23 protein-coding genes are annotated in these 26,755 nt (G+C 71.8%); 9 read left to right on the top strand and 14 right to left on the bottom strand.

The features are described 5' to 3' along the window. Positions 1 to 7 precede the first annotated feature (7 nt). Entirely contained in the window at positions 8 to 1,483 is a 1,476-nt protein-coding gene (locus ACFC96_RS04960; RefSeq protein WP_340457521.1) for an NAD-dependent succinate-semialdehyde dehydrogenase, read from the bottom strand. Positions 1,484 to 1,503: 20 nt separating this feature from the next. Next, on the bottom strand, positions 1,504 to 2,763 hold the full coding sequence (locus ACFC96_RS04965; protein WP_376610271.1) for an aspartate aminotransferase family protein: 1,260 nt from the start codon (positions 2,761 to 2,763) through the stop codon (positions 1,504 to 1,506). 236 nt (positions 2,764 to 2,999) lie between these two features. On the opposite strand from ACFC96_RS04965, the gene ACFC96_RS04970 reads away from it, so the two are divergent. The 5 genes from ACFC96_RS04970 (at position 3,000) to ACFC96_RS04990 (ending at position 8,115) form a co-directional block, all read left to right on the top strand. Further along, positions 3,000 to 4,151 carry an ROK family transcriptional regulator gene (locus ACFC96_RS04970; protein ID WP_340457523.1) on the top strand — a complete coding sequence of 384 codons (1,152 nt, stop codon included), beginning with the start codon at positions 3,000 to 3,002 and terminating at the stop codon, positions 4,149 to 4,151. Between the two features lie 86 nt (positions 4,152 to 4,237). After that, the gene (locus tag ACFC96_RS04975; protein ID WP_376610273.1) at positions 4,238 to 5,254 is read left to right on the top strand and encodes a Gfo/Idh/MocA family protein; all 1,017 of its coding nucleotides are present in this window, start codon (positions 4,238 to 4,240) and stop codon (positions 5,252 to 5,254) included. Next, on the top strand, positions 5,251 to 6,261 hold the full coding sequence (locus tag ACFC96_RS04980) for a Gfo/Idh/MocA family protein (protein WP_376610275.1): 1,011 nt from the start codon (positions 5,251 to 5,253) through the stop codon (positions 6,259 to 6,261). The genes ACFC96_RS04975 and ACFC96_RS04980 overlap by 4 nt, the downstream gene beginning before the upstream one ends. A 29-nt stretch (positions 6,262 to 6,290) precedes the next feature. After that, positions 6,291 to 6,806 carry an NUDIX domain-containing protein gene (locus tag ACFC96_RS04985; RefSeq protein ID WP_340458058.1) on the top strand — a complete coding sequence of 172 codons (516 nt, stop codon included), beginning with the start codon at positions 6,291 to 6,293 and terminating at the stop codon, positions 6,804 to 6,806. 235 nt (positions 6,807 to 7,041) lie between these two features. Continuing rightward, positions 7,042 to 8,115: a mechanosensitive ion channel family protein gene (locus tag ACFC96_RS04990; RefSeq protein WP_340458059.1), complete on the top strand. Its 1,074-nt coding sequence runs from the start codon at positions 7,042 to 7,044 to the stop codon at positions 8,113 to 8,115. A 79-nt stretch (positions 8,116 to 8,194) separates the two neighbouring features. Here ACFC96_RS04990 and ACFC96_RS04995 read toward each other — a convergent pair whose 3' ends face one another. From ACFC96_RS04995 to ACFC96_RS05015, 5 genes are all read right to left on the bottom strand, one after another. Next, positions 8,195 to 10,318: a PQQ-dependent sugar dehydrogenase gene (locus tag ACFC96_RS04995; RefSeq protein ID WP_376610277.1), complete on the bottom strand. Its 2,124-nt coding sequence runs from the start codon at positions 10,316 to 10,318 to the stop codon at positions 8,195 to 8,197. A gap of 53 nt (positions 10,319 to 10,371) precedes the next feature. Continuing rightward, positions 10,372 to 11,445 (bottom strand): LamG-like jellyroll fold domain-containing protein, encoded by a 1,074-nt coding sequence (locus ACFC96_RS05000; RefSeq protein WP_340458061.1) that lies wholly within the window; start codon positions 11,443 to 11,445, stop codon positions 10,372 to 10,374. Positions 11,446 to 11,654: 209 nt separating this feature from the next. Beyond that, complete coding sequence (locus ACFC96_RS05005; protein ID WP_376610279.1) at positions 11,655 to 12,914, bottom strand: NAD(P)/FAD-dependent oxidoreductase; 1,260 nt, start codon at positions 12,912 to 12,914, stop codon at positions 11,655 to 11,657. Continuing rightward, positions 12,911 to 14,353, bottom strand: a complete 1,443-nt coding sequence (locus tag ACFC96_RS05010) for an FAD-dependent oxidoreductase (RefSeq protein ID WP_376610280.1) — start codon at positions 14,351 to 14,353, stop codon at positions 12,911 to 12,913. Before ACFC96_RS05010 ends, ACFC96_RS05005 begins: the two co-directional genes overlap by 4 nt. Next, positions 14,350 to 15,822, bottom strand: coding sequence for an FGGY family carbohydrate kinase (locus tag ACFC96_RS05015; RefSeq protein ID WP_376610282.1), 1,473 nt, complete (start codon positions 15,820 to 15,822; stop codon positions 14,350 to 14,352). The genes ACFC96_RS05010 and ACFC96_RS05015 overlap by 4 nt, the downstream gene beginning before the upstream one ends. 256 nt (positions 15,823 to 16,078) lie before the next feature. Here ACFC96_RS05015 and ACFC96_RS05020 point away from each other — a divergent pair, with 256 nt between their 5' ends. Continuing rightward, positions 16,079 to 17,494, top strand: a complete 1,416-nt coding sequence (locus ACFC96_RS05020; protein WP_376610535.1) for an amino acid permease — start codon at positions 16,079 to 16,081, stop codon at positions 17,492 to 17,494. 91 nt (positions 17,495 to 17,585) lie between these two features. Here the strand turns inward: ACFC96_RS05020 and ACFC96_RS05025 are convergent, their stop codons facing one another. Next, the gene (locus ACFC96_RS05025) at positions 17,586 to 18,248 is read right to left on the bottom strand and encodes a TetR/AcrR family transcriptional regulator (RefSeq protein WP_376610284.1); all 663 of its coding nucleotides are present in this window, start codon (positions 18,246 to 18,248) and stop codon (positions 17,586 to 17,588) included. Positions 18,249 to 18,414: 166 nt separating this feature from the next. On the opposite strand from ACFC96_RS05025, the gene ACFC96_RS05030 reads away from it, so the two are divergent. The 3 genes from ACFC96_RS05030 to ACFC96_RS05040 all read left to right on the top strand — a co-directional run bounded on the left by ACFC96_RS05030 (position 18,415) and on the right by ACFC96_RS05040 (position 21,508). Continuing rightward, positions 18,415 to 19,620, top strand: coding sequence for an acyl-CoA dehydrogenase family protein (locus tag ACFC96_RS05030; RefSeq protein WP_376610286.1), 1,206 nt, complete (start codon positions 18,415 to 18,417; stop codon positions 19,618 to 19,620). Beyond that, positions 19,617 to 20,645 (top strand): phosphotransferase family protein, encoded by a 1,029-nt coding sequence (locus tag ACFC96_RS05035; protein ID WP_376254704.1) that lies wholly within the window; start codon positions 19,617 to 19,619, stop codon positions 20,643 to 20,645. The genes ACFC96_RS05030 and ACFC96_RS05035 overlap by 4 nt, the downstream gene beginning before the upstream one ends. 104 nt (positions 20,646 to 20,749) lie before the next feature. Continuing rightward, positions 20,750 to 21,508 (top strand): SDR family NAD(P)-dependent oxidoreductase, encoded by a 759-nt coding sequence (locus ACFC96_RS05040; protein ID WP_376255056.1) that lies wholly within the window; start codon positions 20,750 to 20,752, stop codon positions 21,506 to 21,508. A 60-nt stretch (positions 21,509 to 21,568) separates the two neighbouring features. Here the strand turns inward: ACFC96_RS05040 and ACFC96_RS05045 are convergent, their stop codons facing one another. The 6 genes from ACFC96_RS05045 to ACFC96_RS05070 form a co-directional block, all read right to left on the bottom strand. Then, positions 21,569 to 22,609: an MBL fold metallo-hydrolase gene (locus ACFC96_RS05045; protein ID WP_376254707.1), complete on the bottom strand. Its 1,041-nt coding sequence runs from the start codon at positions 22,607 to 22,609 to the stop codon at positions 21,569 to 21,571. Between the two features lie 112 nt (positions 22,610 to 22,721). After that, positions 22,722 to 24,212, bottom strand: coding sequence for a class I adenylate-forming enzyme family protein (locus ACFC96_RS05050; RefSeq protein ID WP_376610288.1), 1,491 nt, complete (start codon positions 24,210 to 24,212; stop codon positions 22,722 to 22,724). A 66-nt stretch (positions 24,213 to 24,278) separates the two neighbouring features. Continuing rightward, entirely contained in the window at positions 24,279 to 24,599 is a 321-nt protein-coding gene (locus ACFC96_RS05055) for an EthD family reductase (RefSeq protein ID WP_376224986.1), read from the bottom strand. A gap of 69 nt (positions 24,600 to 24,668) precedes the next feature. After that, the gene (locus tag ACFC96_RS05060) at positions 24,669 to 25,064 is read right to left on the bottom strand and encodes a hypothetical protein (protein WP_376224987.1); all 396 of its coding nucleotides are present in this window, start codon (positions 25,062 to 25,064) and stop codon (positions 24,669 to 24,671) included. 70 nt (positions 25,065 to 25,134) lie between these two features. Beyond that, positions 25,135 to 25,494, bottom strand: coding sequence for a nuclear transport factor 2 family protein (locus tag ACFC96_RS05065; protein WP_376224988.1), 360 nt, complete (start codon positions 25,492 to 25,494; stop codon positions 25,135 to 25,137). 46 nt (positions 25,495 to 25,540) lie between these two features. Then, a complete protein-coding gene (locus ACFC96_RS05070; protein WP_376224989.1) occupies positions 25,541 to 26,731 on the bottom strand; it encodes an ABC transporter substrate-binding protein in 1,191 nt (396 codons plus the stop codon). Positions 26,732 to 26,755 lie beyond the last annotated feature (24 nt).

Consider the following 26,755-nt stretch of genomic DNA (forward strand, 5'->3'; position numbering starts at 1 on the left):
GTCTGTGTCACTGTCCGGGCGCCGGGATCGCCAGGTACTTGTACTCCAGGAACTCGTCGATGCCGACCCGGCCTCCCTCGCGGCCGATGCCGGACTGCTTGACGCCGCCGAAGGGGGCCGCCGGGTTGGAGACGAGGCCGGTGTTGAGGCCCACCATGCCCGTCTCCAGGCGTTCCCCGACGCGCAGCGCCCGGTCGAGATCGCGGGTGAAGAGGTAACTGACGAGGCCCCACTCGGTGTCGTTGGCCGCGCGTACCACCTCGTCCTCGTCGTCGAACGTGAACAGGGCGGCGACAGGTCCGAAGATCTCGGTCCCGGTGAGGCCGGCGTCGCGCGGCACCCGCGCCAGGACCGTCGGCGGGTAGAAGTAGCCTTCCCCTTGCGGGAGTTCGCCGCCGGTGAGGACCTTCGCGCCGCGGTCCACCGCGTCACGTACGAGCCGGTCGACCTTGTCGCGGCCGGCGGCGTCGATGAGCGGGCCGACGTTCGTCCCGGGTTCGGTGCCGGGGCCGACGGTGAGGGCGCTCATGCGCGCGGCGAGCCGGGAGGCGAACTCGTCGGCGACCGAGCTGTGCACGAAGATGCGGTTCGCGGCCGTGCACGCTTCTCCCATGTTGCGCATCTTCGCCACCATGGCGCCCTCGACGGCCGTGTCGAGGTCCGCGTCGTCGAAGACGATGAGCGGCGCGTTCCCGCCGAGTTCCATCGAGGTGCGGACGACGGTGTCGGCGCACTGGGCCAGGAGGATCCGGCCGACCTGGGTGGACCCGGTGAAGGACAGCTTGCGGATGATTCCGCCGCGCAGCAGGGGTTCGACGAGTGCGCCGGCGTCCGTGGTCGTGACGACGTTCAGGACGCCGTCGGGCAGTCCCGCCTCGGTGAGGATCCCGGCCAGGGCCAGGGTGCACAGGGGTGTCTGCGGCGCGGGCTTGAGGACCATGGTGCAGCCCGCGGCGACGGCCGGGCCGATCTTGCGGGTGCCCATGGCGAGCGGGAAGTTCCAGGGCGTGATGAGCAGACAGGGGCCGACGGGCCTGCGCATGATCAGGTGGCGGCTGCGGCCGTCGGGGGAGGGTGCGAATCCGCCCTCGATCCGTACGGCCTCCTCGGAGAACCAGCGGAAGAACTCGGCTGCGTAGGCGACCTCGCCGCGCGCCTCCGCGAGGGGCTTGCCCATCTCCAGGGTCATGAGGAGCGCGAGGTCGTCGGTGCGGGCGATGATGATCTCGTAGGCCCGGCGCAGGATCTCGCTGCGGGCGCGGGGCGCGGTGGCGGCCCATGAATCCTGTGCGGCCGCGGCGGCCTCCGCGGCGCGCCGGCCGTCGTCGGGGCCGGCGTCGGCGACCTCGCACAGGCTCTCGCCGGTGGCCGGATTGTCGACGGAGAAGGTGCGGCCCCCGGCCGCGTCCTGGAGGCGGCCGCCGACGAGGAGCTGCTTGGGGACGTCCTCGACGACGTCGGGTGTGGGGTGGTTCGTGGTCATGAATGTTCCTCCGTCGCTGGTCAGCGGGTCGCCGTCGCGGTCTCCACGGCCGCGGCCCAGGCCCGCAGGCCGTCGTCGATCTGCCCCTCGTCGACGACGAGCGCGGGGATCATCCGTACGACGTTGCCCCAGGGGCCGCAGAGCAGGAGCAGCAGCCCCTCGTCGGCGGCGGCCTGCTGGGCGCGTACGGCGGTCGCCGTGTCGGGTTCCCCGTCCGGGGTGGTGAACTCGCTGGCGAGCATCAGGCCGAGTCCGCGTAAGTCGCCGATGGCCTCCGTCTTCGCGGCGACGTCCTCCAGGCCGGAGCGCAGGCGGGCGCCCATGGCGGCCGCGTTGGCGACGAGCCCTTCCTCCTCGACGACCTCCAGGGTGGCGACGGCGGCGGCGCAGGCGACGGCGTTGCCGCCGTAGGTGCCGCCCTGCGAGCCGGGCCGCGCCTTGTGCATCAGCGCCTCGGGGGCGGCGATCCCGGAGAGCGGGAAGCCGCTGGCGAGGCCCTTGGCGGTGATGAGGATGTCGGGGCGTACGCCGAAGTGGTCGTGGCCCCAGAAGCGTCCGGTGCGGCCGACGCCGGTCTGCACCTCGTCGAGGACGAGCAGGATGCCGTGGCGGTCGGCGCGCTCCCGGAGTCCTTGCAGGAAGGCGGAGTTGGCGGGGACGTAGCCGCCTTCGCCCAGGACGGGTTCGACGAGGATCGCGGCGGTGTCGTCCGGGTCGGAGACGGTCTGGAGGAGGTGGTCGAACTCGCGCAGCGCGAACCGCGTCGCGGTCTCCTCGTCCCAGCCGTAGTGGTAGGCGTTCGGGAAGGGGGTGATGGCGACGCCCGCCATCAGCGGTCCGAAGCCGGTACGGATCTTCGTGCCGGACGTGGTGAGGGAGGCGGCGGCGACGGTGCGGCCGTGGAAGCCTCCGTGTGCGACGACGATGTTGGGCCGGCCGGTGGCCTGCCGGGCGAGCCGCATGGCCGCTTCGACGGCTTCGCTGCCGGAATTGGCGAAGAAGAGGCTGTCGAGTCCTTCGGGGAGAACGGATCCCAGCTTCTCGACGAGGCGCTGAAGGGGACGGTGCAGGACGGTCGTGTACTGGCCGTGGATGAGGGTGGCCACCTGCTCCTGGGCGGCGGCGACCACGCGTGGATGGCAGTGGCCGGTACTGGTGACGCCGATCCCGGCGGTGAAGTCCAGATAGCGGCGCCCGTCGGTGCCGTAGAGATGGACGCCTTCCCCGCGTTCGGCGACGACGGGGGTGGCCTGGCGCAGATGCTCGGACAGTCGCGTCATGCCTCCACCCTCGACGCTGAGCCGAAAGCGCGTCAATGGGCCATGTGTGCCGATCCGCCCCTTGGGGGCCACGGGTCACTCGCGTGGCCTCACTGCCTCTCGGCTCCGTCCTCGGCTGCAGGGCCGCGCGCCGGATTCGCAAGACTTCTGCATAACCCGCTCAACCAGCAGGGTTCCCAAGGGAGTCGGGTTATGCAACAGTCCTTCGCAACCCGACACGACGGGAGCGGATCACCATGGGTGGGGCGCGGGGGCATGACCTCGCTGCGTTGCGCGGGCTGAACACGGGTGTCGTCCTGCGGGCGTTGCGCAGGGAGAGTCCGCAGACCGTCAGCCAGCTGACGGGGGCGACCGGGCTGTCGCGGCCCACGGTCGAGGCGCTGGTCGACGAGCTCGTCTCGCAGGGCTGGATCGCCGAGACCGGCGCTCCGGCCGCCGGGCGCTCTCCCGGCCGGCCGGCCCGTCGGCTGCGCTTCAGAGCCGAGGCCGGGCACGTCGTCGGTGTCGACATCGGACTGCGCAAGATCGTGCTGGTGCTCGCCCGGCTCGACGGCGAGGTCGTCGCGCGTGAACGGGAGGACATCGCCGAGGAGTTGAGCGGCTCGCAGCGTATCGAGCTGCTCCGCGGGCGGCTGCGCCGCTTCCTGGCCGACCACGGTCTGCGCGCCGAGGCCGTCTGGGCCATCGGCATCGGTGTGCCCGGCATGGTCGACGACACGGGCCGGATCCGGTCGGTGATCGTCCCGGAGTGGACCGATCTGGATCTCGCACGCCGCCTCGCCGACGACTTCCCGTGCCGGATCCTCGTCGAGAACGACGTGAACCTCGCGGTGCTCTCCGAGCACTGGCAGGGCGCGGCGACGCTCGCCGACGACGTGGCCTGCGTGCTCGTCGGGCGCCGTATCTCCTGCGGCCTGATGATCAACGGCAAGTTGCACCGCGGTCGCCGCGGCGGCGCGGGCGAGCTGGGCATCCTGCCCCAACTCGGCCTGGACGCGGCGGAGAAGTGGCTGGCCTGGGACGGCGAGCGCCTCCCGGGCGAGTCCGAGACGGACGCCCTCGCGCGGGCCGTACGGTCCGGGGACAGCGAGGCGCGCGCCGTACTCGACGGCTACCTCGCCGGGGTCGCCCCGGGAATCGCCGCGCTCGTTCTCGCCCTGGACCCCGAGCTCCTGGTCCTCTCCGGCGCGCTCGCCCCGGTCGGCGAACCACTCGGTCCCCTGCTCACGGAGCAGCTGCGGCCGCTGACGCTGCACGTGCCGCGCATCGCGGTCAGCGCGCTCGGCCGTGAAGGCGTGGCCCTGGGCGCGGTACGCCACGCCCTCGACGCCCTCGACCCCCATCTCCCCTACGGGACAGGCGCGTTGCGCCCGTCCCCAGTCCCCTGACCTCTCCACCGTCCCCCCTCACCCTCCGGAGGGCACGTGGGGCGGAGCCACACACAGCCCGAACCCCGTTTCCCGAAAGGATCGCCATGACACGCCTCGATGTGGGTCTGATCGGCGCGGGCGGCATCGCCCGGGCCCATCTGCCCGCGTGGATCGAGCTGGGCGCACGCGTCACCATCCTGTCCACGGACGGGAACGCGGAGAAACTCGCCGCGAAGTACGCCGAGTCCGGCGTGACCGCCACGCGCAGCCTGGCCGGTCTCCTGGACCGCTCCACCGTCGTCGACATCTGCACACCCACCTTCACCCACCGGGAGCTCGCGCTCGAGGCGATCGCCGCCGGCAAGCACGTCATCTGCGAGAAGCCCCTCGCCCTCACCGCGTCCGAGGCCGCCGAGATGGCGGACGCGGCCGAGGCGGCGGGTGTCCTGCTGTTCCCCGCGCACGTGGTCCGCTACTTCCCCGCGTACGCGGCGATGGCCGAGTCCGTCGGCAAGGGCGCCGTCGGGCCCCCCGCGGTGCTGCGCTTCACCCGCTCGGGCGCCTACCCGGTGTGGGCGCCCTGGTTCTCCGACCCGGTCCTGTCGGGCGGCATCCTGATGGACCAGATCATCCACGACCTCGACTTCGCCCGCATGCTCGCGGGCGAAGTCGTACGCGTCCACGCCAGGCTCCGCGGACGTCAGGAGCCCGGCGCGAAGGCCGGTGACGTCGCGGTCGGCACGGCGGTCCTGACCCACGCGTCGGGCGCGATCAGCCACGTCCTCGGCGTGTGGGGCCTGCCGGACCTCCAGTTCCGTACGACGTTCCGTGTCGCGGGGCCCGACGGGATCCTCGAGCACGACTCGACGGCCCTGCCCGGGTTCCGCATCCTCGCCCAGGGCACACGCCCGCCCGGCGAGGGCATTCCCGGCAGCCCGATGACGGAGAGCCCGTACCTGACGGAGCTGCGCGAGTTCGCCGGGGCGGTGAACGGCGGACCAGCTCCCCGCGTGACGGCCCGCGACGGCGTCGAGGCGGTGCGCATCGCGGCGGCGGCGGCCGCCTCGGCCCGTACGGGCGAACCCGTGGAACTCAAGATCTCCGAGGAGGCGGCCCGATGAAGGTCGGAGTGCTGTCGTTCGCGCATGTCCACGCGGGAGGGTTCGCCCGCCTGCTCGACGGGATGGACGGCGTCGAGGTCCTGGCGTCCGACCCGGACACGGATCTGGCGGCGCCGGGCGAGGTCCGCGGCCGGGAGTTCGCCGACCGGCTCGGGGTGGCCTACGCCGACACGTACGAGGAGCTGTTCGCCTGGGGCCCCGACAAGGTCGTCGTCTGCTCGGAGAACGTCCGCCACCGGCCCCTCGTGGAGCTGGCGGCGTCGCACGGCGTGGACGTGCTGTGCGAGAAGCCTCTGGCGACGACGGAGGAGGACGGCGCGGCGATGGTCGAGGCGTGCCGCGCCGCGGGCGTGCGGCTCGCGGTGGCGCACCCCGTGCGTTTCAGCCCGGCGTACACGGCGGTCCGCGCCGCCGTACGGTCGGGTACGGCGGGCGGTGTCCTCGCGGTGTCCGGCGCCAACAACGGGTATCTGCCGGCCGCCCGGCGCCGCTGGTTCGCCGATCCCCGACTGGCGGGCGGGGGAGCCCTGATGGACCACACCGTGCATATCGCGGACCTCCTGGACGACCTCTTCGAGGCGTCGCCCGCGACCACCGTGTACGCACAGGTCAACAATGTGCTCCACGAGGGAGAGGTGGACGCGGACACCGCGGGGCTCGTCACGGTCGAGTACGCGAACGGCGCCGTCGCGACGATCGACTGCAGCTGGAGCCAGCCCCAGCACCATCCGGCCTGGGGCGGGTTGCAGATGCAGGTGATCGGCGACCGGGCGACCCTGGAGATGGACGCCTTCGACCAGAAGGTCCACGGCTTCAGCGAGAGGTCCCGCGCGCCTTTCGAACTGCCCTACGGCGTCAACCTGGACGCCCTGATGCTCCACTCGTTCCTGTACGGGAGCGGTGACGGGACGAGCGTGACGGACGGCGAGTCGGGGCTGCGCTCGCTGCGGATCGTCACGGCGGCGTACCGGTCCGCGAGGGAAGGAAGGGCGGTGCCGGTGCGGTGACGTCCGGCGGCTTCTGCCATCGTGGCGGCATGAGCGAACTGGTGGACCGGGTGGACGAACAGGACCGCGTGCTCGCCGCCGTGGACCGGGGCGCGGCCGTCCGTGAGGGGTGGCTGCACCGGGTGGCGACGGTCGTGTGCCGCGACCCGGCGGGACGGATCCTCGTGCATCGAAGGGCGCCGCACGTCTCCCGGTTTCCCGGGCGGTACAACTGGCTGATCGGCGGGGGTGTGGACGCGGGCGAGTCGTACGAGGCCGCGGCGGCGCGCGAGCTGGCGGAGGAACTCGGGGTGACGGCACCCGTCCGCTTCGTCTTCAAGTACCTGTGCCGCGGGGAGATCGGCCCGTACTGGCTCGGGGTGCACGAGGCCACGGTCGAAGGGCCGGTCGCGCCGCTGCCCTCCGAGATCGTCTGGCACGACTGGCTCACCGAGGCCGGGCTGAAGAACGCGATGCGCCAGTACCCGTTCGTGTCGGACTCCCTGGAGACGCACGCGCGGTACGTGGCGCTGGGTCGCGAGGGCGGAGCGGGGACGGCGCGCTGACGAGTGGGAGCGCGGGGCCGGGGAGTCGCCCCCGGCCCTTCGGCCGCCCCGTAGGCGCAGGTGAGCGCCATCCCCCGCGCGCGTGCGTCCGGCGCGTGCGGCAGGATGTCCCGGCGCGTCGGTGCAGGCGCGGCAGCTTCACTCACGGACAAGCAGGTAGCAAGGTGACGACACATCACATACGGCCGCTCACGGCGGCGTACGACGAACTCGGTCACGGCGCGGGAGGCCGCCGGTGAACCGTGCCCTGACGCCCGACGATCTGATAGTGGCCGGGATCGCGGTCGCCGCGGGGCTCGCGGCCGGTCTGCTTCTGCGCATGATGCTGCGCTGGCTGGGCGTGCGCGCGGGCCGGACGCGCTGGGGCGGTGACGACGTCATCGTGGACGCGCTGCGCAGTCTCGTGCCGTGGGCCGCGGTCGCCGCCGGTGTCGCGGTGGCCGCCTCCGCGCTGCCGCTCACCACCCGGGCCCGGCACAACGTCACCGTGACGCTGACGGCGCTGCTGATCCTCGTCGCCACGTTCACCGCGGGCCGGGTGATCTCCGGGCTCGTGCGGTCGGTGGCGCAGTCGCGGTCAGCGGTCGCCGGGTCGGCCACCATCTTCGTGAACATCACGAGGGTCGTGGTGCTCGCGATGGGCTTCCTGGTGGTCCTGCAGACGCTGGGCATCTCCATCGCCCCGCTGCTGACCGCCCTCGGCGTCGGCGGTCTCGCGGTGGCGCTCGCGCTCCAGGACACGCTCGCGAATCTCTTCGCGGGCGTGCACATCCTGGCCTCCAAAACCGTGCAGCCGGGCGACTACATCCGGCTCAGCAGCGCCGAGGAGGGCTATGTCGTCGACATCAACTGGCGCAACACGGTGGTGCGTCAGCTCTCCAACAACCTGGTCATCATCCCGAACGCCAAGCTCGCCTCCACCAACATGACGAACTACAGCCGCCCGGAGCAGCAGATGACGCTGCTCGTCCAGGTCGGCGTCGGCTACGACAGCGACCTGGAGCACGTCGAGCGGGTCACGGCCGAGGTCGTCGAGAGCGTCATGGTCGACATCACCGGTGCCGTCCCCGAGCACGAACCGGCCATCCGCTTCCACACGTTCGGCGACTCCCGCATCAGTTTCACGGTGATCCTGGGCGTCGGCGAGTTCAGCGACCAGTACCGGATCAAGCACGAGTTCATCAAGCGTCTTCACGCCCGGTACCGGGACGAGGGCATCCGGATCCCGGCGCCCACGCGGACGGTCGCCCTCCAGCAGGGGGCGGTGGCCATCCCGCACCAGCGTGAGGCGGCACCGCCCATCGTGTAGCAAAAACGTGGTCAGGGGGGAGCCGGTCCGTGCGGACAGCGGACCGGCTCCCCCCTGACGTGTTTCCGGCTGCGGCGGGTCAGTCGCGTGCCACCGTGCCCGTGACCTTCAGGTTCCGGATCCGGCCGTTGTTGTCGAACGAGCCGAAGCCCACGCGGCCCGAGGAGAAGACCGGGTCGGTTCCGGTGATGAGCGGCGTGCGGCTGCCGTCCATGTAGACGGCCGTCTCGCCGGTGTCCGCGCAGTGCGTGAGACGGACCTTGTGCCAGGCGGCGTCCTTGATGGCCGGGGGCGCGCCGTAGGTGCCGTTCCACTGGTCGTCGATGCGGAGCCGGTCCGCGTTGTTCACCGTGAACAGGCCGTTGTGCGGGTAGATGCTGTTGTCGCTGGACAGGTGCGCGTACTGGAACTGGGTGTCGGAGTTGTAGTCCCAGAGGACGATGACGTCCCGGTTGGTGATGTCGACCGGGGTGTCGATGCGCACCTCGGCCTCGACCGTCACGTTCGAGTAGCGCGGGCCCGCGGTGAGGACGGCGTACTCGAAGGGGCGGCGCGGGCCGGGGCGGGAGACGCCCGGCTCGGTGAGGACGGTCTCGCGCGGGGTGAACTCCCACTTGGCGGGGGTGACCGGGGCCCAGTTGTCCGCGCCGGTGGTGTGCGTGGTGGGGGTATTGCCCACCTCGCAGTCGGCGAAGGTGCGGGTGCCGGTGACCTTCCAGACCTTGCCGTTCGCCTTGGAGACGATGTACAGGTCACCGGCGAGGTCGGTGCCGAAGCGCAGGTCGACGCGCTGGTCCCCGGCGAGGTCGCGCATGGTGACCTTCTTGCCGGTGGCCTGGTCGTACAGCATCAGCGACTTGAGCGGCGCGAGCCCGGCTCCGCGGCGCATGTCGTGGGTGTCGGCCGCCAGGATCCGGCCGTCGACGAGGTCGCCGAAGATGTACGTGCCGCGCAGCTCGGGCGCGTCCTTGCCCCGGTACACGAAGCCTCCGGCGATCGCGCGGCCCACGTCGGAGCGGCAGTCCCAGTCGGCTCCGGGGTCGTGGTCGTACGCGGCGACGGGGTACGTGTAGCCGTACTTGGCGTCGTCGGCGGGCAGCGGCGCGATGCGGGCGCACGGGTCGGTGGTCTTCTTGTCGAAGAGGAACGGGCCCTCGCGTTCGCTCCAGCCGAAGTTGTCGCCGGCCTTGACCTCGTACACCGACTCGATGGCGTGTTCGCCGATGTGGCCGAGGTACATGCGGTGGCTGCCGCCGGTGTCCCAGCTGAAGCGGTGCGGGTCGCGCATGCCGACGGCGTAGATCTCGCCGAGGGCGCCCGGTGTGGACACGAACGGGTTGGTGGCCGGGATGCCGTACTTGCCGTTGGCGCTGTTGCGGCCCGCCGGGTCGATGCGCAGGAGCTTGCCGTGCGGGAGCGCCATGTTCTGCGGTTCGCTGTTGCCAACGCCCTGGCCGCCGTCGCCGACGGCGAGGTACAGCAGCCCGTAGTCCTTGTCGTGGGGCTTGGCGGTCGGGTTGAAGTCGATCTGCTGGATGCCGTGCACCTGGCCGGTGAAGCCGATGCGCAGGACCTCGCGGTGGGTGCCGTGGAAGACGGCGGCCTTCGGGTCGTCGGCGGTCCACTCGGTGATGACGCCGTGGTAGGTGGTGGTGCCCGCCTGCTTGAAGTCGGGTGCCTGGGTGACCTGCGAGGCGAGTTCGGTGTGGATGGTGTAGAAGCGGCCGTTCTTCGCGAACTGCGGGTGGAACGCGGCGTATCCGAAGCCCTGGCCGAGACCGCGGCCCGAGAAGAAGTGCGGGAAGGTGCCCTTCACGTCGAGGTACGGGTGCGGGGTGCCGCCGGTGTCCTTGCCCGCGGTACCGGGGTCGGTGAGGTAGAGCGTCCCGTTGAGGTCCGGGGTCGCCATCCGGCCCGACCCGTCGGGGAGTTCGTTGATGGTGTTGATCCTGGCGTGCCGCATCAGGCGCGGGTCCGTCGGGGCCGGGACGGGCTCCGACTTGGGGAACTGGGCGTACTCGGTGAGGACGAGGCCGGTCCTCGACTGGGCGGGCTTCTCCGGGATCGGGTCGCTGAGCGCCGTGGTCGCGGCGGTGGGAGCGGGCTCGTCGGCGTGTGACGGCGCGGCCAGCCCGCCGAGCGCCAGGGTGGCGGTGACGGCGAAGGCCGCCCAAAGTCTCGGGTTCTTGCGTCGTGCTGCCATGCGGGTCCCTTCGTATGGCGAGTACGGCTGGGTGGAAGCGGCGGTGCGAGGCGTCAGTGGCCCGTCGTCATGCGGCGGTACTCGGCGCTGACCTGCCCCGCGGTCACCTCGCGGTCCAGGAAGAGGAGATCGTCCATGCGGCAGTCGCACGCGTTGTTCTCGCGTGTGTTCTGCGGGAAGCTGCCGCCGATCTTGATGCCGCGCGGGTCGGTCGGCGAGGCGCGGTGCGGCGCCGGTGTGGTGGTGAGTTCCCAGGGGTCGCCCGGCGTGACGTAGAAGCCGTCGAGGGGCTTGCCGTCGCGGTACAGGGCCATCGTGCCGTCACGGAAGTCGAAGGTGGCGGCCAGATGGACCCACTCGCCTCGGGGCAGCACCTTCTGCCAGTCGGCGGAGGCGGCGAAGGTCTGGGAGGCGCCGCTGTCGAGGCGGCGGCCGAGGGCGACGAGCTTCAACTCGCCGTTCACCTGGATGAGTTCGAGCAGGGCGCGGACGGCGTGGCCGTCGCTGGTGCCGGAGAGCACCCCGGCGAGTCCGATCGCTCCGTAGCGGTCGGTGGGGGCGGCGGTGTTGGAGTTGAGGGTGGGGTTGTCGCCCGTCATCTTGAACCAGCCCATGACGGTGGCGGCCTTGGCGCTGTTGAAGGCTCCGAGGGAGCCGACCCCGGCCTCGTTCCACGTACCCGCTTTCCAGTCGTCGTTGCCGGCGGTGGCCGGGTTCTGCTGGCGCACCTGGAGGGCGGGTGAGCTGCCGCGGTACGCCTCGTCGTCGACGCGCATGGCGGAGCCGCCGTTGATGAGCGTGAGCGGGGTGCCGGAGCGTCCGATGTCCCGCTCCCTCGCGGGATCGGCGGGATCGGGGTGCCCGAAGTCGTAGGCGGCCACGGCCTGGGAGCGCAACGGACCATGTCCCGCAGGGCCGTTGGCCTGCGCGGGGAGCGCGGCGGCGGGTCCGCTCGCCTGCGCGGGCAGCGCGGCGGCGGCGAGGACGGCGACCGAGGCCAGGGCCACGGCGGCGAGTGCGGTACGGCGGGTGTTCCCGGCGGATCGGGTGCGCCGGGCGCGTGGTTCGATCCCGGCGCGGACGGCGGTCCGGGCGGTCGTGGTACGTCTGGTGCGGGGCAGTCTCATGCGGCCTCCGAGCGGCAACGAAGGGGCTGCCGACCGGGATTCCCCCGACCGGCAGAAAGCGCTTTCGTCACGTGCGGGCACCATGTAACTCCCTCACCGCAACCCTGACAATGGGCGTGTCCGCGCCATTTTTCGAAGGCGCACCGCTGGGCAGCCGATGCGGGCCGCCGCTCGGCCGGCAAGGCGCGCCGGTCAGCGAGGGGCGCGCGTCACTCCGCGGCCGCTCCGAAGACTCCGCCCCCGAGTTCGCCGACCGTGATCCGGACGGGGCCGCCGTCGGCGTCGACCTTTCCCGTCCAGTGGCCCGCCAGGCGCAGGGTGCGATGGGGGAGCGCGCGGCGCGGTACGTACTGGCGGTGCAGGCGGCGGCCGTCCTGCGTGACGACGAGCACCGGCCGTGACAGCGCCCGCGACGTGCGCAGGACGAAGCCTTCCACCGGCACCTGCGGGACCGCCCGGTTCGGCGCCACCCAGCGCAGGGGCGCCGCGACCTCGACCGCGGGGCCGGCCGACTCCGGGCCCGAGCCGTCCAGGAACCCGCGCACCGCGTCGGCCGCGAGCGCGCCCTCGCGGGCCACCCACAGCGCCGGCTCCACCGCGTGCAGCACGTTCCCCACGGCGAAGACACCCTCGACGCCGGTGCGGAACGCGCCGTCGACCGCCGGCCCCCGCGTCCCGGGGTCGAGTGCCACTCCCCCGCGCCGCGCCAGCTCGTGGTCCGGCACGAAGTCACCGGTGAACACCACGGTGTCGCAGTCGACGGCCGTCACCCGGCCGTCCCGATGCCGCAGCCGCACACCCGATGTCCGCCCCCTGCCCAGCAGTTCGGCCACGGTCGCGCCGGTAAGTACGGGAACGCCGTGGCCGAGGCGCGCCGCGGCGGCCCGGGCCCGGCCCAGCTGATGGCACGGCTCCTCGGTGGCGAGCGCGGCGACGGTGACGCCGGCGCGCCGCAGGACGGACAGGGCCGTGTAGCTGACCGATTGCGCACCGACGACGACCGCGCGGGTGCCGACCTGCTGTCCGTACAGGTGGACGGCCTGCTGGAGCTCGCCGGTGGTGAACACTCCGGCGGGCCGCGTGCCGGGGACGAGGCGTGCGCTGCGCGGGCGTTCGCGCGCCCCGGTGGCGAGGACGACGGCGCGCGCGGCGATGCGTTCGAGCCCGTGCGGTCCGGTGGTGTCCAGGGTGAGAGGCCCCGCCCATCCGGTTGCGGTGACCCCCGTCCGTACGCGTGCGCCGGAGCCGAGCGCGGCCTCGACGCTCCTGGCCGCGTACTGCGGCCCGCTCACGCCCCACCGCCCGAACCCGCGGTGGTGGCAGTGCCGCGGCACACCGCCCGCCACCTCCTCACGCTCCAGGACCTCCACGACGCCCACCCCGTGGTCGGCGAGGCCGCGGGCGACGGCGAGCCCGGCGGGCCCCGCGCCGACGACGACCACGTCGACGTTCCGCCGGCGCCGCGTCATTGCGGCCCCCACTCGGCGCGCTGCTCATGAAGCGCGCGCACGGCCGCCCCGCAGTAGAACCCCTGACACCGTCCTCCCCGTGCCCGGGTCCTGCGGCGCAGGCCCTCCAGGGAAGCGGGCGGGATTGTGCTGATCAGAGCGTCCCTGATCTCGCCGCGGGTCACGCGCTCGCAGTGGCAGACGATGCTGCCGTAGGCGGGATCGGTCGCGATGAGGTCGGCACGCTGGTAGGGGCGCGGGAACGCCTCGCCCAGGTTGGGCATGCGGACGGGCGTCAGGTCGGCGGGCTCCTTGAGAGCGAGGCCGGGGTCCGCCTCGGCGATCAGCCCCGCGACGTGTGCCGCGATCGCCATCGACGCGGTGAGCCCGGTCGAGCGGATACCGCCCACCGTGACGTAACGCCGCTCCTCGTGGCAGCTGATGCGGTAGTCGTCGTGCTCGGTGGCGGCGCGCAGGCCCGCGTAGACGGCGGTGACCTCCTCGTCGGCCAGGGCCGGCAGGATGCGGCGCCCCTTCGTGAGAAGCCCGTCGAGTCCCGCCGCCGTGGTGCCGGTGGCCGCCTTGTCGTCGAGGTCCTCGGCGGTGGGGCCGAGCAGTACGTTGCCGTAGACGGTCGGCGCCACGAGGACGCCCTTGCCGAGCGCGGTCGGCACCGGCAGCAGGATGTGCCGGACCAGGTCGCGGGCGAGTTTGTCGAAGACGATGAGCTGGCCTCGGCGCGGCGTGACGGTGAAGTCGCCACGCCCGAGGACGAGGCGGTCGAGCACGTCGGCGTTCAGTCCCGCGGCGTTGACGAGGAACCGCGCCCGGAGTGCGCCGCGCGAGGTGGTCAGGAGGTGATCGCCGTTTTCTGAACTCACCTTCTGCACACAGGTGTTGAGGTGCAGGTCGACACCGGACCGCACCGCTTGGGTGGCGTAGGCGAGCGTGGTGGTCCAGGGGCAGATGATGCTCTCGCCCGGGACGTCCAGGGCACCGAGCGCGCCGGGACCGAGGTGCGGTTCGCGGGCCCGGGCCTCGTCGGCGCCGATGATGCGCGCCACGTCGTATCCGTTGCGCCCGGCTTTTTCCAACAGCTCTGGGAGTGCGGTGAGTTGCGTCTCGTCCCACGCGACGAGCAGGGCACCGACGGGCTCGACGGGGATGCCCGACTCGGCCGCGTAGGCGGCGAGCAGTCGCTGCCCTTCCCTGACGAGACGGGACTCCAGGGAGCCGGGCACGGCGTCGAATCCGGTGTGCAGGATCGCCGTGTTGGCCTTGGAGGTGCCGTCTCCGACATCGCCGGACGCCTCCACGAGAGCGATGCGCAGGCTTGGGTGACGGGCCAGTTCGCGGGCGATGGCGGTGCCGACGACGCCGGCACCGACGACCGCGACGTCGTAGGGCCGGGGCGGCATCTGCCCTTTGGGGGACAGTGACCCTTTGGTGGTGACGGTCATGGGGACCCCGTCGGCGTCCGGTCGAGGAGTGTGGCCACCGCCGAGCGGAACCCTTCGAGGCGTTCGGCGGCGTGCGCGGCGTCGATGCGCGGCTCGTACACGGCGGCGGGCCGCCCGCGCGGGACGGCGTCCCCCACGGCGAGCGCCGGATCGAGCCCGAGCCGGGCGACGACGCCCACGCCGAGCGCGGTCGCGTCGGGTAACTCAGCCACCTCCACCGGGAGTTGGAGCAGGTCCGCCTGAGTCTGCATCAGCAGGGCCGACCGGGTCAGGCCACCGTCGACACGGAGGGTGCGCAGCGGTTCGCCCAGGTCGGCGGCGACGGCGTCCGCGAGCGAGACGACCTGCGCGGCGATCCCCTCGCACAGGGCGCGGACGAGGTGGCCGGAGGTCGTGTCCAGGCCGAGGCCCGTGAGGGAGCCGCGCAGGTCACCGCGCCACCAGGGCGCCGCGAGACCGGCGAGGGCGGGCACGAAGGTCACGCCGCCCGTGTCGGGCACGGCCGATCCGACCGGGTCGATGTCCTCGGCCCCCGCGATCACCCCGACGTCGGTGAGCCAGCGAACGGCGGAGGCGGCGGTGTAGACCTGCCCGTCGAGGCAGTAGCTGCTCCGCCCGGCCAGTCGCCAGGCGACGCAGCTCACCAGTCCCGAGCCGCCGCGGCGCGGGCGGTCGCCGGTCGGGGCGAGCAGGAACGCACCGGTCCCATACGTGCACTTGGCGGCTCCCCGCTCGGTCACGTCCTGGGCGAGCAACGCGGCCTGCTGGTCCACGAGGAGCCCGGTGAGGGGAAGTTCGGGGCCGAACGCCTTCGTCGTGCCGACGGGCCCCGCGGCGTCCACGACGTCCGGCAGCCGCTCGCCGCCCAGGCCGAAGATGTCCAGGGCGCGCGGCGACCACGCGACGGTGTCCAGGCCGAGGAGCTGCGTGCGTCCCGCGGTGGCGGCATCGGTGACGAACGCGCCGGTCAGCTGATGCACGAGCCACGCGTCGCTCGTGGTGACGACGCCGTCCCGGGTGAGGTGACGCCGGATCCAGGCCATCTTCGGGGCGGCGAAGTAGGGGTCGAGCGGCAGTCCCGTGAGCTCCCTCAACTCATCTCCGCACGAGGCGAGTTCGGCACACAGCGCTTCCGTCCGGCGGTCCTGCCAGACGATCGCGTCCGTGAGCGGTCTGCCGGACGCGGGATCCCAGGCGAGGACCGTCTCCCCCTGGTTGGCGAGGCCGACCGCGGCGACGGGCTCGCCCGCCGCGGCCAGCGCGCGGCGCCCCGCGTCGACCACGGAGGCGAGCAGCGCGGCCGGATCCACCTCGACGAGGCCGCCCGGGAGGTGGCGCGGACGTACGGGCGCGCCTCCCGAGGCGATCACGCCGCGGCGCGGGCAGATGACGAGGGCCTTCGTCCCCGAGGTGCCCTGATCGATGGCGAGGACGGTCTCCTCGTGCGGCCCGCCGGGTTTCGTGATCACCGCGGAAGCCTGCTACAGCGTCCGCGAGAGCGTCAAGGGTGCCCCCTTCACCGTTGGCCTCTACACTGACTGACCGTCAACATCTGTGCATCACATGTGACTTCAGGCCTCTCTCCCCACGCAAGAGGAGCTCATGTCCACACCGGAAGCAGGCACCACCTCGTCGAACGCCGCCGATTCCGGGCCCGCCGGGCAGCCACCGGACGAAGAGGCCAGACTCCGGGAGCTGGGCTACCAGCCGGTCCTGGCCCGCCGCATGGGCGGCTTCGGGAACTTCGCGATCAGCTTCTCCGTGATCTCCGTCCTGTCCGGCTGCATGACGCTCTACGGCTTCGGACTCGGCACGGGCGGACCGGCCGTGATGATGTGGGGGTGGGCGGGCGTCGGGCTCTTCGTCCTCCTCGTCGCTCTCGCTCTCGCCGAGGTCACCAGCGCGTATCCGACGTCCGGGGCCCTCTACTACATGGCCGACCGGCTCGGCGGCCGCCGCTGGGGCTGGTACACGGGCTGGCTCAACCTCCTCGGTCTGCTCGGCGCGATCGCGGGTATCGACTATGGCGCGGCCCTGTTCACCGGCGCGCTGCTCAACCTCCGGTTCGGCTTCGAACCGACGCCGGGATCGACCTTCCTGATCTTCCTCGCCATCCTCGTCGTACACGCCGCCCTGAACCTCTTCGGCGTCCGTCTGGTCAGTGTGCTCAACTCGATCAGCGTGTGGTGGCACCTGGCGGGCGTGGCCTCGATCGTCGGCGTCCTCGCGTTCGTCCCCGACCACCACCGGTCGCCGTCCTTCGTGTTCACCGAGTTCGTCAACGACACCGGCTGGCACAACCCGCTGTACGTCGCCGCGATCGGCCTGCTCCTCGCGCAGTACACGTTCTCCGGCTACGACGCGTCCGCGCATCTCTCGGAGGAGACGGCGAACGCCTCGGTGTCCGCCGCGCGCGGCATCGTGCGGGCCGTGTGGGTCTCGTGGATCGCCGGGTTCGTGCTGCTCGCCGGGCTGACGTTCGCGATCCAGGACTACGCGGGCGCGCAGGACAGCGCCACCGGGGTGCCACCCGCGCAGATCATGATCGACGCGCTCGGCACGTCCGGCGCCACGGCGCTGCTCCTGATCGTGATCGTGGCCCAGCTGTTCTGCGGCAACGCCGAGGTGGCGGCGACCAGCCGCATGGTGTTCGCGTTCAGCCGCGACAACGCGCTGCCCGGCTCGGCCCTGTGGCGCAAGGTGAGCGCCCGCACCCGCACACCCGTGCCCGCCGTGTGGCTGTCGGTGGGCCTCGCCGCCGTGATCGCGCTGCCGTCCCTCTACTCCACGACGGCGTACGGAGCGGTGACGGCCATCAACGTCATCGGGATCACGCCCGCGTACGCGATCCCGGTGCTACTGCGCCTGCGGGCGGGCGACCGCTTCACTCCCGGCCCCTGGAACCTGGGACGCTGGAGCAGACCGGTCGGCTGGATCGCGGTGACGTGGGTGGCGTTCGTGACGATCCTGTTCTGCCTGCCGCAGGCGTCACCGGTGACGGTCGACTCGATGAACTACGCGTCGGCGGCCTTGGCCGTGGTGCTGATCCTGGCGACGGCGTGGTGGTACGCGGCGCGCGGCTCGTACGGCACGCCGTCCGCGGCACACCAGCCCGAGGATGCCGTCGTCGCTGGCTCCTGAACACGCGTCAGGGGTCACCGGGCGTCCCGGTGACCCCGGACCAGGCGCGGTGCCGGTACCCGCGGGCCAGGCGTGATCCAGACGAAAGGCCCTAGTTGCCGCCGTCCGGCGCCTGAGGCCTGCCCACGCCCACGATGCGCAGCGCGATGTCTCCGTACTGGTAGGCGAGTTGGTCGACGGTGAACTCGCCTCCTTCGCGGAACCAGCTCGCGACGCCGATGCCCATGTCGAGGATCGAGTACGAGGCGATCCTGGCCGACTGCACGCGGAAGGCTCCCTCGACCACACCTCGCTCGATCAGTTCGCGGAAGCGGCGCTCGTAGTCGCTGCGGCCTGCGAGGACGCGGTCCTGGTCGGGCTGTTCGAGGCTGCCGATCTCGCGGTTGCCGACGAACGCCTCCAGGCGGTGGCGCGCGTGGTAGCGGATGTGCGCCTCGACGGAGCGGCGCAGTTGCTCCCGTACGTCGCCGGCGCCCGCGACGGCCGCCGCGTTGTCGGCGATGAGCTGCTCCATCGTGCCGGTCATGATCTCGGCCAGCAGTTCCTGCTTGGACGCCACGTGTTTGTACAGGCTCGGCCCGCGGACACCGACGGCGGCGCCGATGTCGGTCATGGTCGTGGACCGATAGCCCTGCGCGGCGAAGAGCGTCAGCGCGGCCTCGCGGATTCCCGCCCGGCGGTCGGCCGCGAGGGCACCTTCCGGTTGCGGTGGCTTGTGGGGACGCTCGTAGGCCTCGCGCAGCGATCCACTCACATGTACTCCCGTGCAGCTGTCGGAGATGAAGCCATCGAAGATTCGGCTATCAGACATTAGCTGAGCCCAGGGCCCAATGGACGTAATCATAGCCCCACCCCTTGACATTGAATCCAGTTCAGTCATCTCATGGCTAATGGTCAGTAGCCAAGATCAGGGGTGAGAAGTGTCCATCAGCTTCGAGATCGACGAGCGGGTCGCGGGCATCGCGCGGCGCACCACGGACTTCGTGCGCGACGTGGTGATACCCGAGGAACAGGCGTGCGACGGCGGTGATGTGCACGCGGGTCCCGAGCCGCTGCGGCGACGGCTTCAGGAGGCGGCGCGGGCGGCGGGGGTGTTCGCCCCGCACGTGGGTGCGGAGTTCGGCGGGCTCGGGCTCGACCTGCGCGGGCAGGCCGTCGTGTTCGAGGCGGCCGGGCAGTCGCTGCTCGGTCCGCTCGCGCTGAACTGCGCCGCGCCAGACGAGGGCAACATGCATCTCCTCGAAGTGGTCGCCACCGAGGAGCAGAAGGAGCGCTATCTGCGGCCACTCGCCTCCGGGCAGGTGCGGTCGTGTTTCGCGATGACCGAGCCGGCGCCCGGCGCCGGATCCGATCCGCGCGCGCTCGCCACCACCGCCACGCGGACGGACGGAGGCTGGCGGATCGACGGACGCAAGTGGTTCATCAGCGGTGCCGACGGCGCCGCGTACGCCATCTGCATGGCCCGCACCAGCGGCGCTCCGGGAGACGCGGGCGGCGCGACGATGTTCCTCGTCGACGCCGACACGCCGGGCCTGAAGATCGTCCGGAACATCGACACGCTGGACCACGGCCTGTTCGGCGGGCACAGCGAGGTCGTCTTCGACGGCGTCGAGGTGCCGGACAGCGCGGTGCTCGGTGCCGTGGACGAGGGCTTCCGCTACGCGCAGGTGCGGCTCGGCCCCGCGCGCATGACGCACTGCATGCGCTGGCTCGGCGTGGCGCGCCGGGCGCAGGACATCGCCCTGGAGCGGGCGGCGGAGCGCACGGCGTTCGGCGGACGCCTCGCCGAACTCGGCATGGTGCAGCAGATGCTGGCGGACTCCGAGATCGACATCGAGACGGGCCGGGTGGTCCTGTGGCGGGCCTGCTGGGAACTGGACCAGGGCCGCACGGCCGCCCAGCACACCTCGATCGCCAAGACGTACGTCTCCGAGGCGGTCAACCGCGTCATCGACCGCGCCGTGCAGGTGTGCGGTGCCCTCGGCATCTCGGGCGACGCCCCGCTGTCGCGCCTGTACCGGGAAGTGCGTCCGTTCCGTATCTACGACGGTCCGTCCGAGACCCACCGCTGGGCGATCGCCAAGCGGGCGGTGCGGGCGGCGACGGAGCGGAGGGACGCCCGATGAGCCCGGCACGCGCCGCGGTGGTCGGCGTGGACATGGCCGCCCTGCAGCCCTACTTCGAACATCATGTCCCGTGGTGCACGGGCAAGTTGAGCCTGAAGCTGTTGCACGGAGGGCGCTCCAACCTCACGTACGAGGTGACCGACGGGACACACCGCTGGGTGCTGCGCCGGCCGCCGCTCGGGGTGCTGACGCCGACGGCGCACGACATGGACCGCGAGTACCGGGTCGTCGCCGCGCTGGGCGCAACCGGGGTGCCGGTCGCCCGCGCGGTGCTGTCGTGCACGGACCCGGACGTGATCGGCGCGCCCTTCTGCGTCGTGGACTTCGTCGACGGCACGGTGCTGCGCGACGGCACCCAGGCCGCCGCGCTGCCGCCCGCCGAGGCCCGCCGCGCGGCGGACGCACTCGTCGACGCCCTGGTGGAACTGCACGCGGTGGACGCCGCCGCGGTCGGGCTCGGCGACTTCGGCCGGCCCGACGGCTATCTGGAACGCCAGGTGCGCCGGTGGCGCGGCCAGTGGGACAAGGTCGCCACGCGCGAACTGCCCGGCCTCGACGCGCTGCACGCCCGGCTCGCCGCCTCCCTCCCGGCGAGCGGCGCCCCCACGGTCGTACACGGCGACTACCGCCTGGACAACACGATCCTCGCGCCCGGGGACCTCGGACGGATCGCGGCGATCGTCGACTGGGAGATGGCCACGCTCGGCGACCCGCTCGCCGACCTCGGGATGCTCCTCATGTACTGGGACCCGGTCTGCGAACCGGTACTCGGCGCGCGTCACGTCCCGACGGCCAACCCGGGCTTCCCCACCGGCCGCGAACTCGCTGAACGGTATGCCGAGTCGTCCGGCCGGGACATCTCCTCCGTCGCCTGGTACCAGGCGCTCGGCTGTTTCAAGCTCGCCGTGATCGCGGAGGGCATCCACGCCCGCTATCGCGCCGGACAGACCGTCGGCACGGGCTTCGAGCACGTCGGCGCGGCGGTTCCGGCGCTTCTGCGCTCAGGAAGGGAGCTGCTGTCGTGACCGCGGTCCGGCGCTCCGCCGATCAGTACACCGATGTCCGGCAGACCACTGACCGACGCACCACTGACCGGCAGACCGATGTCCAGCACACCGAGGGAGCACGTGTGTCGAACCGCCTGTCCGGAGAGGTCTGTCTGATCACCGGTGCCACGGGCGGCATCGGCACCGCCGTGGCGCACCGTCTCGCCGCCGAGGGCGCCGCGGTGGCGGTGACCGACGTGGACGCGGACCGCTGCGAGGCGCTCGCCGAGGAGTTGACGGCGGGCGGAGCGCGGGCCCTCGGCCTCGCTCTCGACGTCACCGACGAGGTGGCGTGGCGTGGCGCCGTCGAGCGGGTGGCCGACGAACTGGGCGGCCTGTCCGTGCTCGTCAACAACGCGGGGATCGCCGAGTCTCGGACCGTGGAGACGGAGACCCAGGAGTCCTGGGAGAAGGTCATCGCGGTGACCCAGACCGGCGTATGGCTCGGCATGAAGCACGGTGGGCCCGCGATCGAGCGGACCGGGGGCGGCTCCATCGTGAACATCGCGTCGATCTTCGGGACCGTCGGCGGCTTCGGCAGCCAGTTCTCCTACCACGCGGCGAAGGGTGCGGTCCGGCTGATGACGAAGAACGCCGCGCTGCACTGGGCGACGCGCGGCGTGCGGGTGAACTCGATCCATCCGGGGTTCATCGAGACACCGCGCTCTCGTGAACTCTGGAGGGGCACGCCCCGGCACACGGCCATGGTGGAGGGCACGCCGATGGGTCGGCTCGGCAGCCCTGAGGAGGTCTGCGGGGCGGTGGCGTTCCTCGCCTCCGACGACGCGAGCTTCGTCACCGGTTCCGAGCTGTACGTCGACGGCGGCTGGACGGCCCGCTAGAAGCCAAAAGCATTGGGGGGGCACGGCAGTTGCCGTGCCCCCCGAGCCGGAAGAACTGTGTCAGTTCACTCGCGTGTACTGATTGACATCGCCGACGCGCGCCACGGAGATCCGCCCCCGCAGCACCAGGACGTCCAGATGGGCCGCCGTCTCGTTGATCGCGAGCATCTGGTTGAAGTCGCTGAGCTCGCCGAACGGCACCTCCCGGCGTGTCCAGCCGAGCTTGCGGGCGACCTCGTGCGCGTCGAGGGTCGCGTCGCCGAGCGCCTTCAGGCTCTGTGCCAGGCGGTTGTCGTGGTGGGTGAGCAGTTCGGCGACGCGCGTGTGCGCGCTGTCGGCGACCGGTCCGTGCGCGGGCAGCAGCTGCGTGTCGGCGTACCGGGTCATCAGGTGCAGCGAGTCCAGGTAGTCGGCGAGCGGTTTGCCGCCAGGCTCGGTGAGTTCGAAGCCGATGGACGGGGTGATGTGCGGCAGGACGTGGTCGCCGGAGAACAGCAGGCCGCGCTGTTCGTCCAGGAAGACCACGTGTCCCTGGGTGTGTCCGGGGGTCGGCACGACACGCAGCTCGCCCGCGCCGAAGCCGATGGTCTCGGCGCCCAGCCAGCGGTCGGGGGCCTCCCAGACGGCGGGGTCGTAGCCGCCGTGGTCCAACTGCTCGATGCGGTCGGCGAGTTCGACGGCACCCGCGTCACGCAAGGTCCGCAGCGAACCGGCGGGCGAGTCGCTGCGCAGCCGGTCGAGCATCTCGAGGCCTGGCCGCTCCCCCGCCCCGAGATAGACGCGCGAGCCGAGGAGGCGGCGCAGTTCCACGGCGTTCGTGTAGTGGTCCCGGTGGATGTGGGTGACGAGGATGTGGCTGATGTCGCAGAGGTCGCGGCCGATGGCGGCGGTGGCCTCCTCGAGCGCCTTGCGGGCCTCGGGGATCGCCCAGCCGCCGTCGATCATGACGATGCCGTCGTCCTCGGCGAGGTTCTCCAGCAGATAGACGTTGACGGCGTGGAGTCCGTCGTTCGGCAGCGGCAGGGGAACACGGTGCACGCCGGGCCGTACCGTCTGGACTCCGGCCGCGGCCCATGGACCCTGGTCGAACCGCGCTGTCATGGTGCTCTCCCTCGCTGGCTGGTGTGTGGCTCTTCGAATCCGGCGGACGTCGGGGGCGAGCGCCCGCCGGTGGACAGGCGTCCGCACACAGACCGCGCACAGACGCCGCTGTTCAGACCTCGGCCCGCAGGCTCTGCGCCAGGCGTCCGGCCGCCGACCGGTCGAGCTTGCCGACCTTGGTCTGGGGCAACTCCTCGACGGCGTAGACGAATTCGGGCCACTTGGTCTTGGCGAGTCCGAGGCTCTCCAGGTGCCCGGTGACCTCCGAGAGGTCCATGCCTGCGCCGTCCTCGGTGACGACGAGCAGGGCGACACGTTCGCCGAGCACCTCGTCGGGCACCGCCGCCACACAGGCCCGGGAGACACGCGGGTATCCGGCGACGGCTCGTTCGATCTCGGTGATGTCGATGTTGCGGCCGCCGCGGATGATGATGTCCTTCTCGCGGCCCATGATGGTGACGGTGCCGTCCTCGTGGGGCATCAGGAGGTCGCCGGTGGGGAAGTAGCCGTCCTCGGTCAGCGTCGGCGGTTCGACCCGGCCGGCACGGGCGTAGCCGAGGAAGAGGGAGGGGCCGCGCACCTGTGCCAGGCCGGTCACCTCCGGCCCGGCCTCGGCGCCGTCGGGGGTGAGGGCGCGCAGGTCCGTGCCGGGGAAGGGGCGGCCGTCCCGGCCGAGCCGGATCTCCTCGGGCTCGTCGGGCCGGGGCGAGGTGTGCCCGAGGCACTCGGACATCCCGAAGACTCTGAGGATCTTCGTGCCGAGGGACTGCTCGGCCCGTGCCAGCGCGCCGCGGTCCATCGGCCCGCCGCCGACCGTGATGGCGCGCACTCCGGAGAGGATGCCGGAGCCCGCGGCCTCGGCTCCCATCTGCAGCGCCATCGTCGGTACGCACATGGTCCAGCGAACGTCGTTCTCGGCCATCCGGCGCATCGCGAGCGCCCGGTCCCACTTGGCCGTCAGGACGAGCGGGCCGCCGAGGACGAGGGAGAGGTGGACGCCGAAGCAGTACGCGGCCGTCGACGACAGCGGCACGATCGCGGCCACCGCGTCGCCGGGCCGCAGCCCGTTGATCCTGACGGTGCTCTCGGCCGCGTAGGTCAGTGCCTGCTCGGACTGCACGACGCCCTTGGGCCGCCCGGTCGAACCGGAGGTGAGCCCGATGAGGACGCCCCCCGACCAACGTGCCGCGTCGGGCCGTGCGGTGCCGCGATGGGTCTGCCACCCGTCGAGCACCGAGTCGTCGGCGCGGCCCGGCAGCAGTCCGGCCACGTTCCACTCCGCCAGCGCCGAGGGCTCGGCGACGACGGCGTCCGGCCGGATGTCCTCGAAGGCCGCCGCGAACTCGCCCCGTGTCGTGTGGCGGTTGACGACGGCGAGGACGCCGCCGCTCAGGCCCACGGCCAGGGCACCGGCCACCGTGCGCCACGAGTTGTCGGCCTGGAGCATGACGGTGCCGCCCCCGCCGTGGGGGCACATCGCGTCCTTCAGCCGGGCCGCCTCGGCGAGCAACTCCCGTGCCGTATGGCTGCCTTCGTCGTCGACGACGGCCACGAAGTCCGCCGTCCCGGCCCTCTGTCGGAACTCCCGCACTACCTGTCGCATCCGCTTCCTCGCTACGCCGTGCCGAACCCGTTGTCGAACGCTCCCGTGTCCAAGGCCGTCGGGGCCTCAGGCGGGGTAGAGCTCCTTCTCGGTGCCCATGACCGCGATGCGGCGGCCCTTCATGTCCCCGACCTGCGCGACGGCGGCCGCCCACTCGGGGCTGGCGAGGGCCTTCTTCAGGTCCTCCGGTGAGTCGAAGCCGAGCACGGACATCCCGTCCCAGCCCTCCGAGCGCGGCTCCAGCGCCTGGTCGATCTCGGTGTGCCGCCAGGAGCGCAGACCGGGCAGCCGGCAGGTCAGCTCGGCGTGGTCACCGCGCCACCAGTCGATGAACCGCTCGTGGGTCCACTCCGGGGGCCGGGCCGCCAGCAGGACGAGGTTGTACATGACGATCCTCCGTAGGAAATCTGGGAACAGGGGCGGAACAGGGCCGGCAGGAAAAGGACCGGGGAGGGCTCACTCGAAGCGGATCTGCGAGGACCGCCCGATCAGCAGCCGCTGGAGCCGACCGCCCGCGTCCACCCGCCCGGCGGCGACGAAGCTCGCCTCGGGGACTCCCTCGCGCCGCACCTCGCCGAGGAACAGCTCGTCCTGACCGAGGGTGGTGGCGGAGAGCCGGTGGTGTGTGCGCGTGCCCCGCTCGCGCTGCTGGAGATAGCCCACCAGCGCGGTGCGGTCGCCGGCGAAGTCGGTGGCGTTGCCGTCGCCGGTGGAGAACAGGATGGACAGCGTGAAGTCGTCGCTGATGAGGTCGAGGATCCGCTCCGGCGTATCGGTGTCGAGGATCTCGAACCAGGCGGTGAGAAAGGGGGCCGCGACGGGGGCGGCCTCGGGGGCGGTGGTGTCGGTCATAGCGGCTTCCCTTGTACTGACATATCGGCTTCCCTTGTGCTGAGTCGGCGCCCGGTCGACGCGGTGGCGGCTACTGCGGCGGGTCGATGAGGTCGTAGGTCGTGGTGAAGTACGACTGGTAGCGCGCCATGCGTCCCTCGGCTGTGACGACGGCGGCCGACAGGAAGGACCCCATGGCCTTCCCCGACTCGGAGACGTATCCGTACACGGTCTCCAGGTCACCGTCGACGCTGTGGCGGAGGATGTGGTGCACGCGCTCGACGGCGTTGCGTCCCCCGATGTACGCCTCGAACTCCCCCTTCGACCGTCCCGTCGCCTCACGGTCCGGCAGGGCGATGCGGAACTGGAAGTCGGGGGCGAGAAGTTCGAGCGCCCGCTCTGGGGCGTCGCTGTCCATACGTGCCATGTAGTCGCGCAGCACACTGGCCATGGAAGGTCCTTTCACCGGTCGCAAGAATCGGAGGAGTCAGATCGCGTCAGTCGCGGGTGGGCGGTGTGAAGAAGTCGCCCTGCGACTCCCAGCGGCCGTTCCTGACGACGACCTTCTGCAGGTCGCGTGTGCCGAGGTGCCGGCCGGCGCCGTAGTTGAGGACCGGGCCCACGCCCGTGTCGACGTGGCGTGCGGTGCGGTAGGCCCGCGTCAGTGACTCGCTGGTCACGGGCCCGTCGATGGTCTTGGCGATCTCGACGAAGGCCTTGGCCGCTTCCCAGCCCCACAGGGTGATGAAGTCGGCGGGCTGTCCTCGCTCGTACTTCTGCATCGCCGTACGGAACTCCTTGATGGCCGGGTCGTCGTCGTTCGGCGACTTGACCAGCTGGAGCGCCTTGAGGCCTTCGGTCGCCGTGCCCCCCAGCGTCAGCGTGGCCTGTGCCGCGACGGGCGCGTAGCCGTACACGGGGGCGGTGACGCCCTGCAGCCTCGCCTCCTTGAGGTAGGAGGCGGTCTCCGCGGCGGTCAGGATCAGCACGACGGCGTCGGGCTTCGCGGCCTTGACCTTGCTGATCACCGGGCTGTAGTCGGTGGTCTGGTACTTCACCGACAGCCGCTTCACCTGGACCGACGGATCGGTTTTACGGGCGGCGGGGCCGATCACCTTGGCCACGTTCACGAACGCCGCCGGGTCACTGTGCACGACGAGTACCTTTTTCGCCCCGTCCCGCGTGACCCAGTCCCCGAGCGCGGCCGCCTGGTCCTCGTACAGCGTCTGCAGACCGAACAGGCCGTCGCGGGCCGGCTCGTACCAGGAGGCATCGCCGCCCAGTGTGTTGAGGACCGGCACCTTCCTCTGCTCGAGCACGAAGGGGAAGGTGGCCTGGGTCTGGGAGGTGCCGTTGGTCGCGACGATCGCCACGACCTCGTCCTGGTCCACGAGCCGGCGGGCGATCTGGACGGTCTGCTGCGGGTCGTTCGCGTTGTCCTTGACGACCCAGTCGATGGTGCGCCCGTTGATCCCGCCGCGGGCGTTGACCGACTTGAAGTACGCGTCGGCGCCCGCCCGCTCGGGGATTCCGAACGAGGCCAGGGGTCCCGTGAGCGGGTACCAGGCGCCTATCTTGATGATCTTGTCGTCCCCTGCCGAGGGGCTCTTGGTGCCGCAGGCGTTCGCCGCCAGGGCGAGCATCGCGGCGAGTGCGGCAATCAGCGTGCGTGTCGCGCGTCGTCGCATGACCCCTCCTCAGCCGATGTAACT

The sequence above is a fragment of the Streptomyces sp. NPDC055955 genome, assembly GCF_042270245.1.
GTDB lineage: Bacteria > Actinomycetota > Actinomycetes > Streptomycetales > Streptomycetaceae > Streptomyces.

Excerpts from the sequence above, each read along its gene's own strand:
- ACFC96_RS04960 (WP_340457521.1), bottom strand. The coding sequence starts at position 1,483 with ATGACCACGAACCACCCCACACCCGACGTCGTCGAGGACGTCCCCAAG.
- ACFC96_RS04965 (WP_376610271.1), bottom strand. The coding sequence starts at position 2,763 with ATGACGCGACTGTCCGAGCATCTGCGCCAGGCCACCCCCGTCGTCGCC.
- ACFC96_RS04970 (WP_340457523.1), top strand. The coding sequence starts at position 3,000 with ATGGGTGGGGCGCGGGGGCATGACCTCGCTGCGTTGCGCGGGCTGAAC.
- ACFC96_RS04975 (WP_376610273.1), top strand. The coding sequence starts at position 4,238 with ATGACACGCCTCGATGTGGGTCTGATCGGCGCGGGCGGCATCGCCCGG.
- ACFC96_RS04980 (WP_376610275.1), top strand. The coding sequence starts at position 5,251 with ATGAAGGTCGGAGTGCTGTCGTTCGCGCATGTCCACGCGGGAGGGTTC.
- ACFC96_RS04985 (WP_340458058.1), top strand. The coding sequence starts at position 6,291 with ATGAGCGAACTGGTGGACCGGGTGGACGAACAGGACCGCGTGCTCGCC.
- ACFC96_RS04995 (WP_376610277.1), bottom strand. The coding sequence starts at position 10,318 with ATGGCAGCACGACGCAAGAACCCGAGACTTTGGGCGGCCTTCGCCGTC.
- ACFC96_RS05000 (WP_340458061.1), bottom strand. The coding sequence starts at position 11,445 with ATGAGACTGCCCCGCACCAGACGTACCACGACCGCCCGGACCGCCGTC.
- ACFC96_RS05005 (WP_376610279.1), bottom strand. The coding sequence starts at position 12,914 with ATGACGCGGCGCCGGCGGAACGTCGACGTGGTCGTCGTCGGCGCGGGG.
- ACFC96_RS05010 (WP_376610280.1), bottom strand. The coding sequence starts at position 14,353 with ATGACCGTCACCACCAAAGGGTCACTGTCCCCCAAAGGGCAGATGCCG.
- ACFC96_RS05020 (WP_376610535.1), top strand. The coding sequence starts at position 16,079 with ATGGGCGGCTTCGGGAACTTCGCGATCAGCTTCTCCGTGATCTCCGTC.
- ACFC96_RS05035 (WP_376254704.1), top strand. The coding sequence starts at position 19,617 with ATGAGCCCGGCACGCGCCGCGGTGGTCGGCGTGGACATGGCCGCCCTG.
- ACFC96_RS05045 (WP_376254707.1), bottom strand. The coding sequence starts at position 22,609 with ATGACAGCGCGGTTCGACCAGGGTCCATGGGCCGCGGCCGGAGTCCAG.
- ACFC96_RS05050 (WP_376610288.1), bottom strand. The coding sequence starts at position 24,212 with ATGCGACAGGTAGTGCGGGAGTTCCGACAGAGGGCCGGGACGGCGGAC.
- ACFC96_RS05055 (WP_376224986.1), bottom strand. The coding sequence starts at position 24,599 with ATGTACAACCTCGTCCTGCTGGCGGCCCGGCCCCCGGAGTGGACCCAC.
- ACFC96_RS05060 (WP_376224987.1), bottom strand. The coding sequence starts at position 25,064 with ATGACCGACACCACCGCCCCCGAGGCCGCCCCCGTCGCGGCCCCCTTT.
- ACFC96_RS05065 (WP_376224988.1), bottom strand. The coding sequence starts at position 25,494 with ATGGCCAGTGTGCTGCGCGACTACATGGCACGTATGGACAGCGACGCC.
- ACFC96_RS05070 (WP_376224989.1), bottom strand. The coding sequence starts at position 26,731 with ATGCGACGACGCGCGACACGCACGCTGATTGCCGCACTCGCCGCGATG.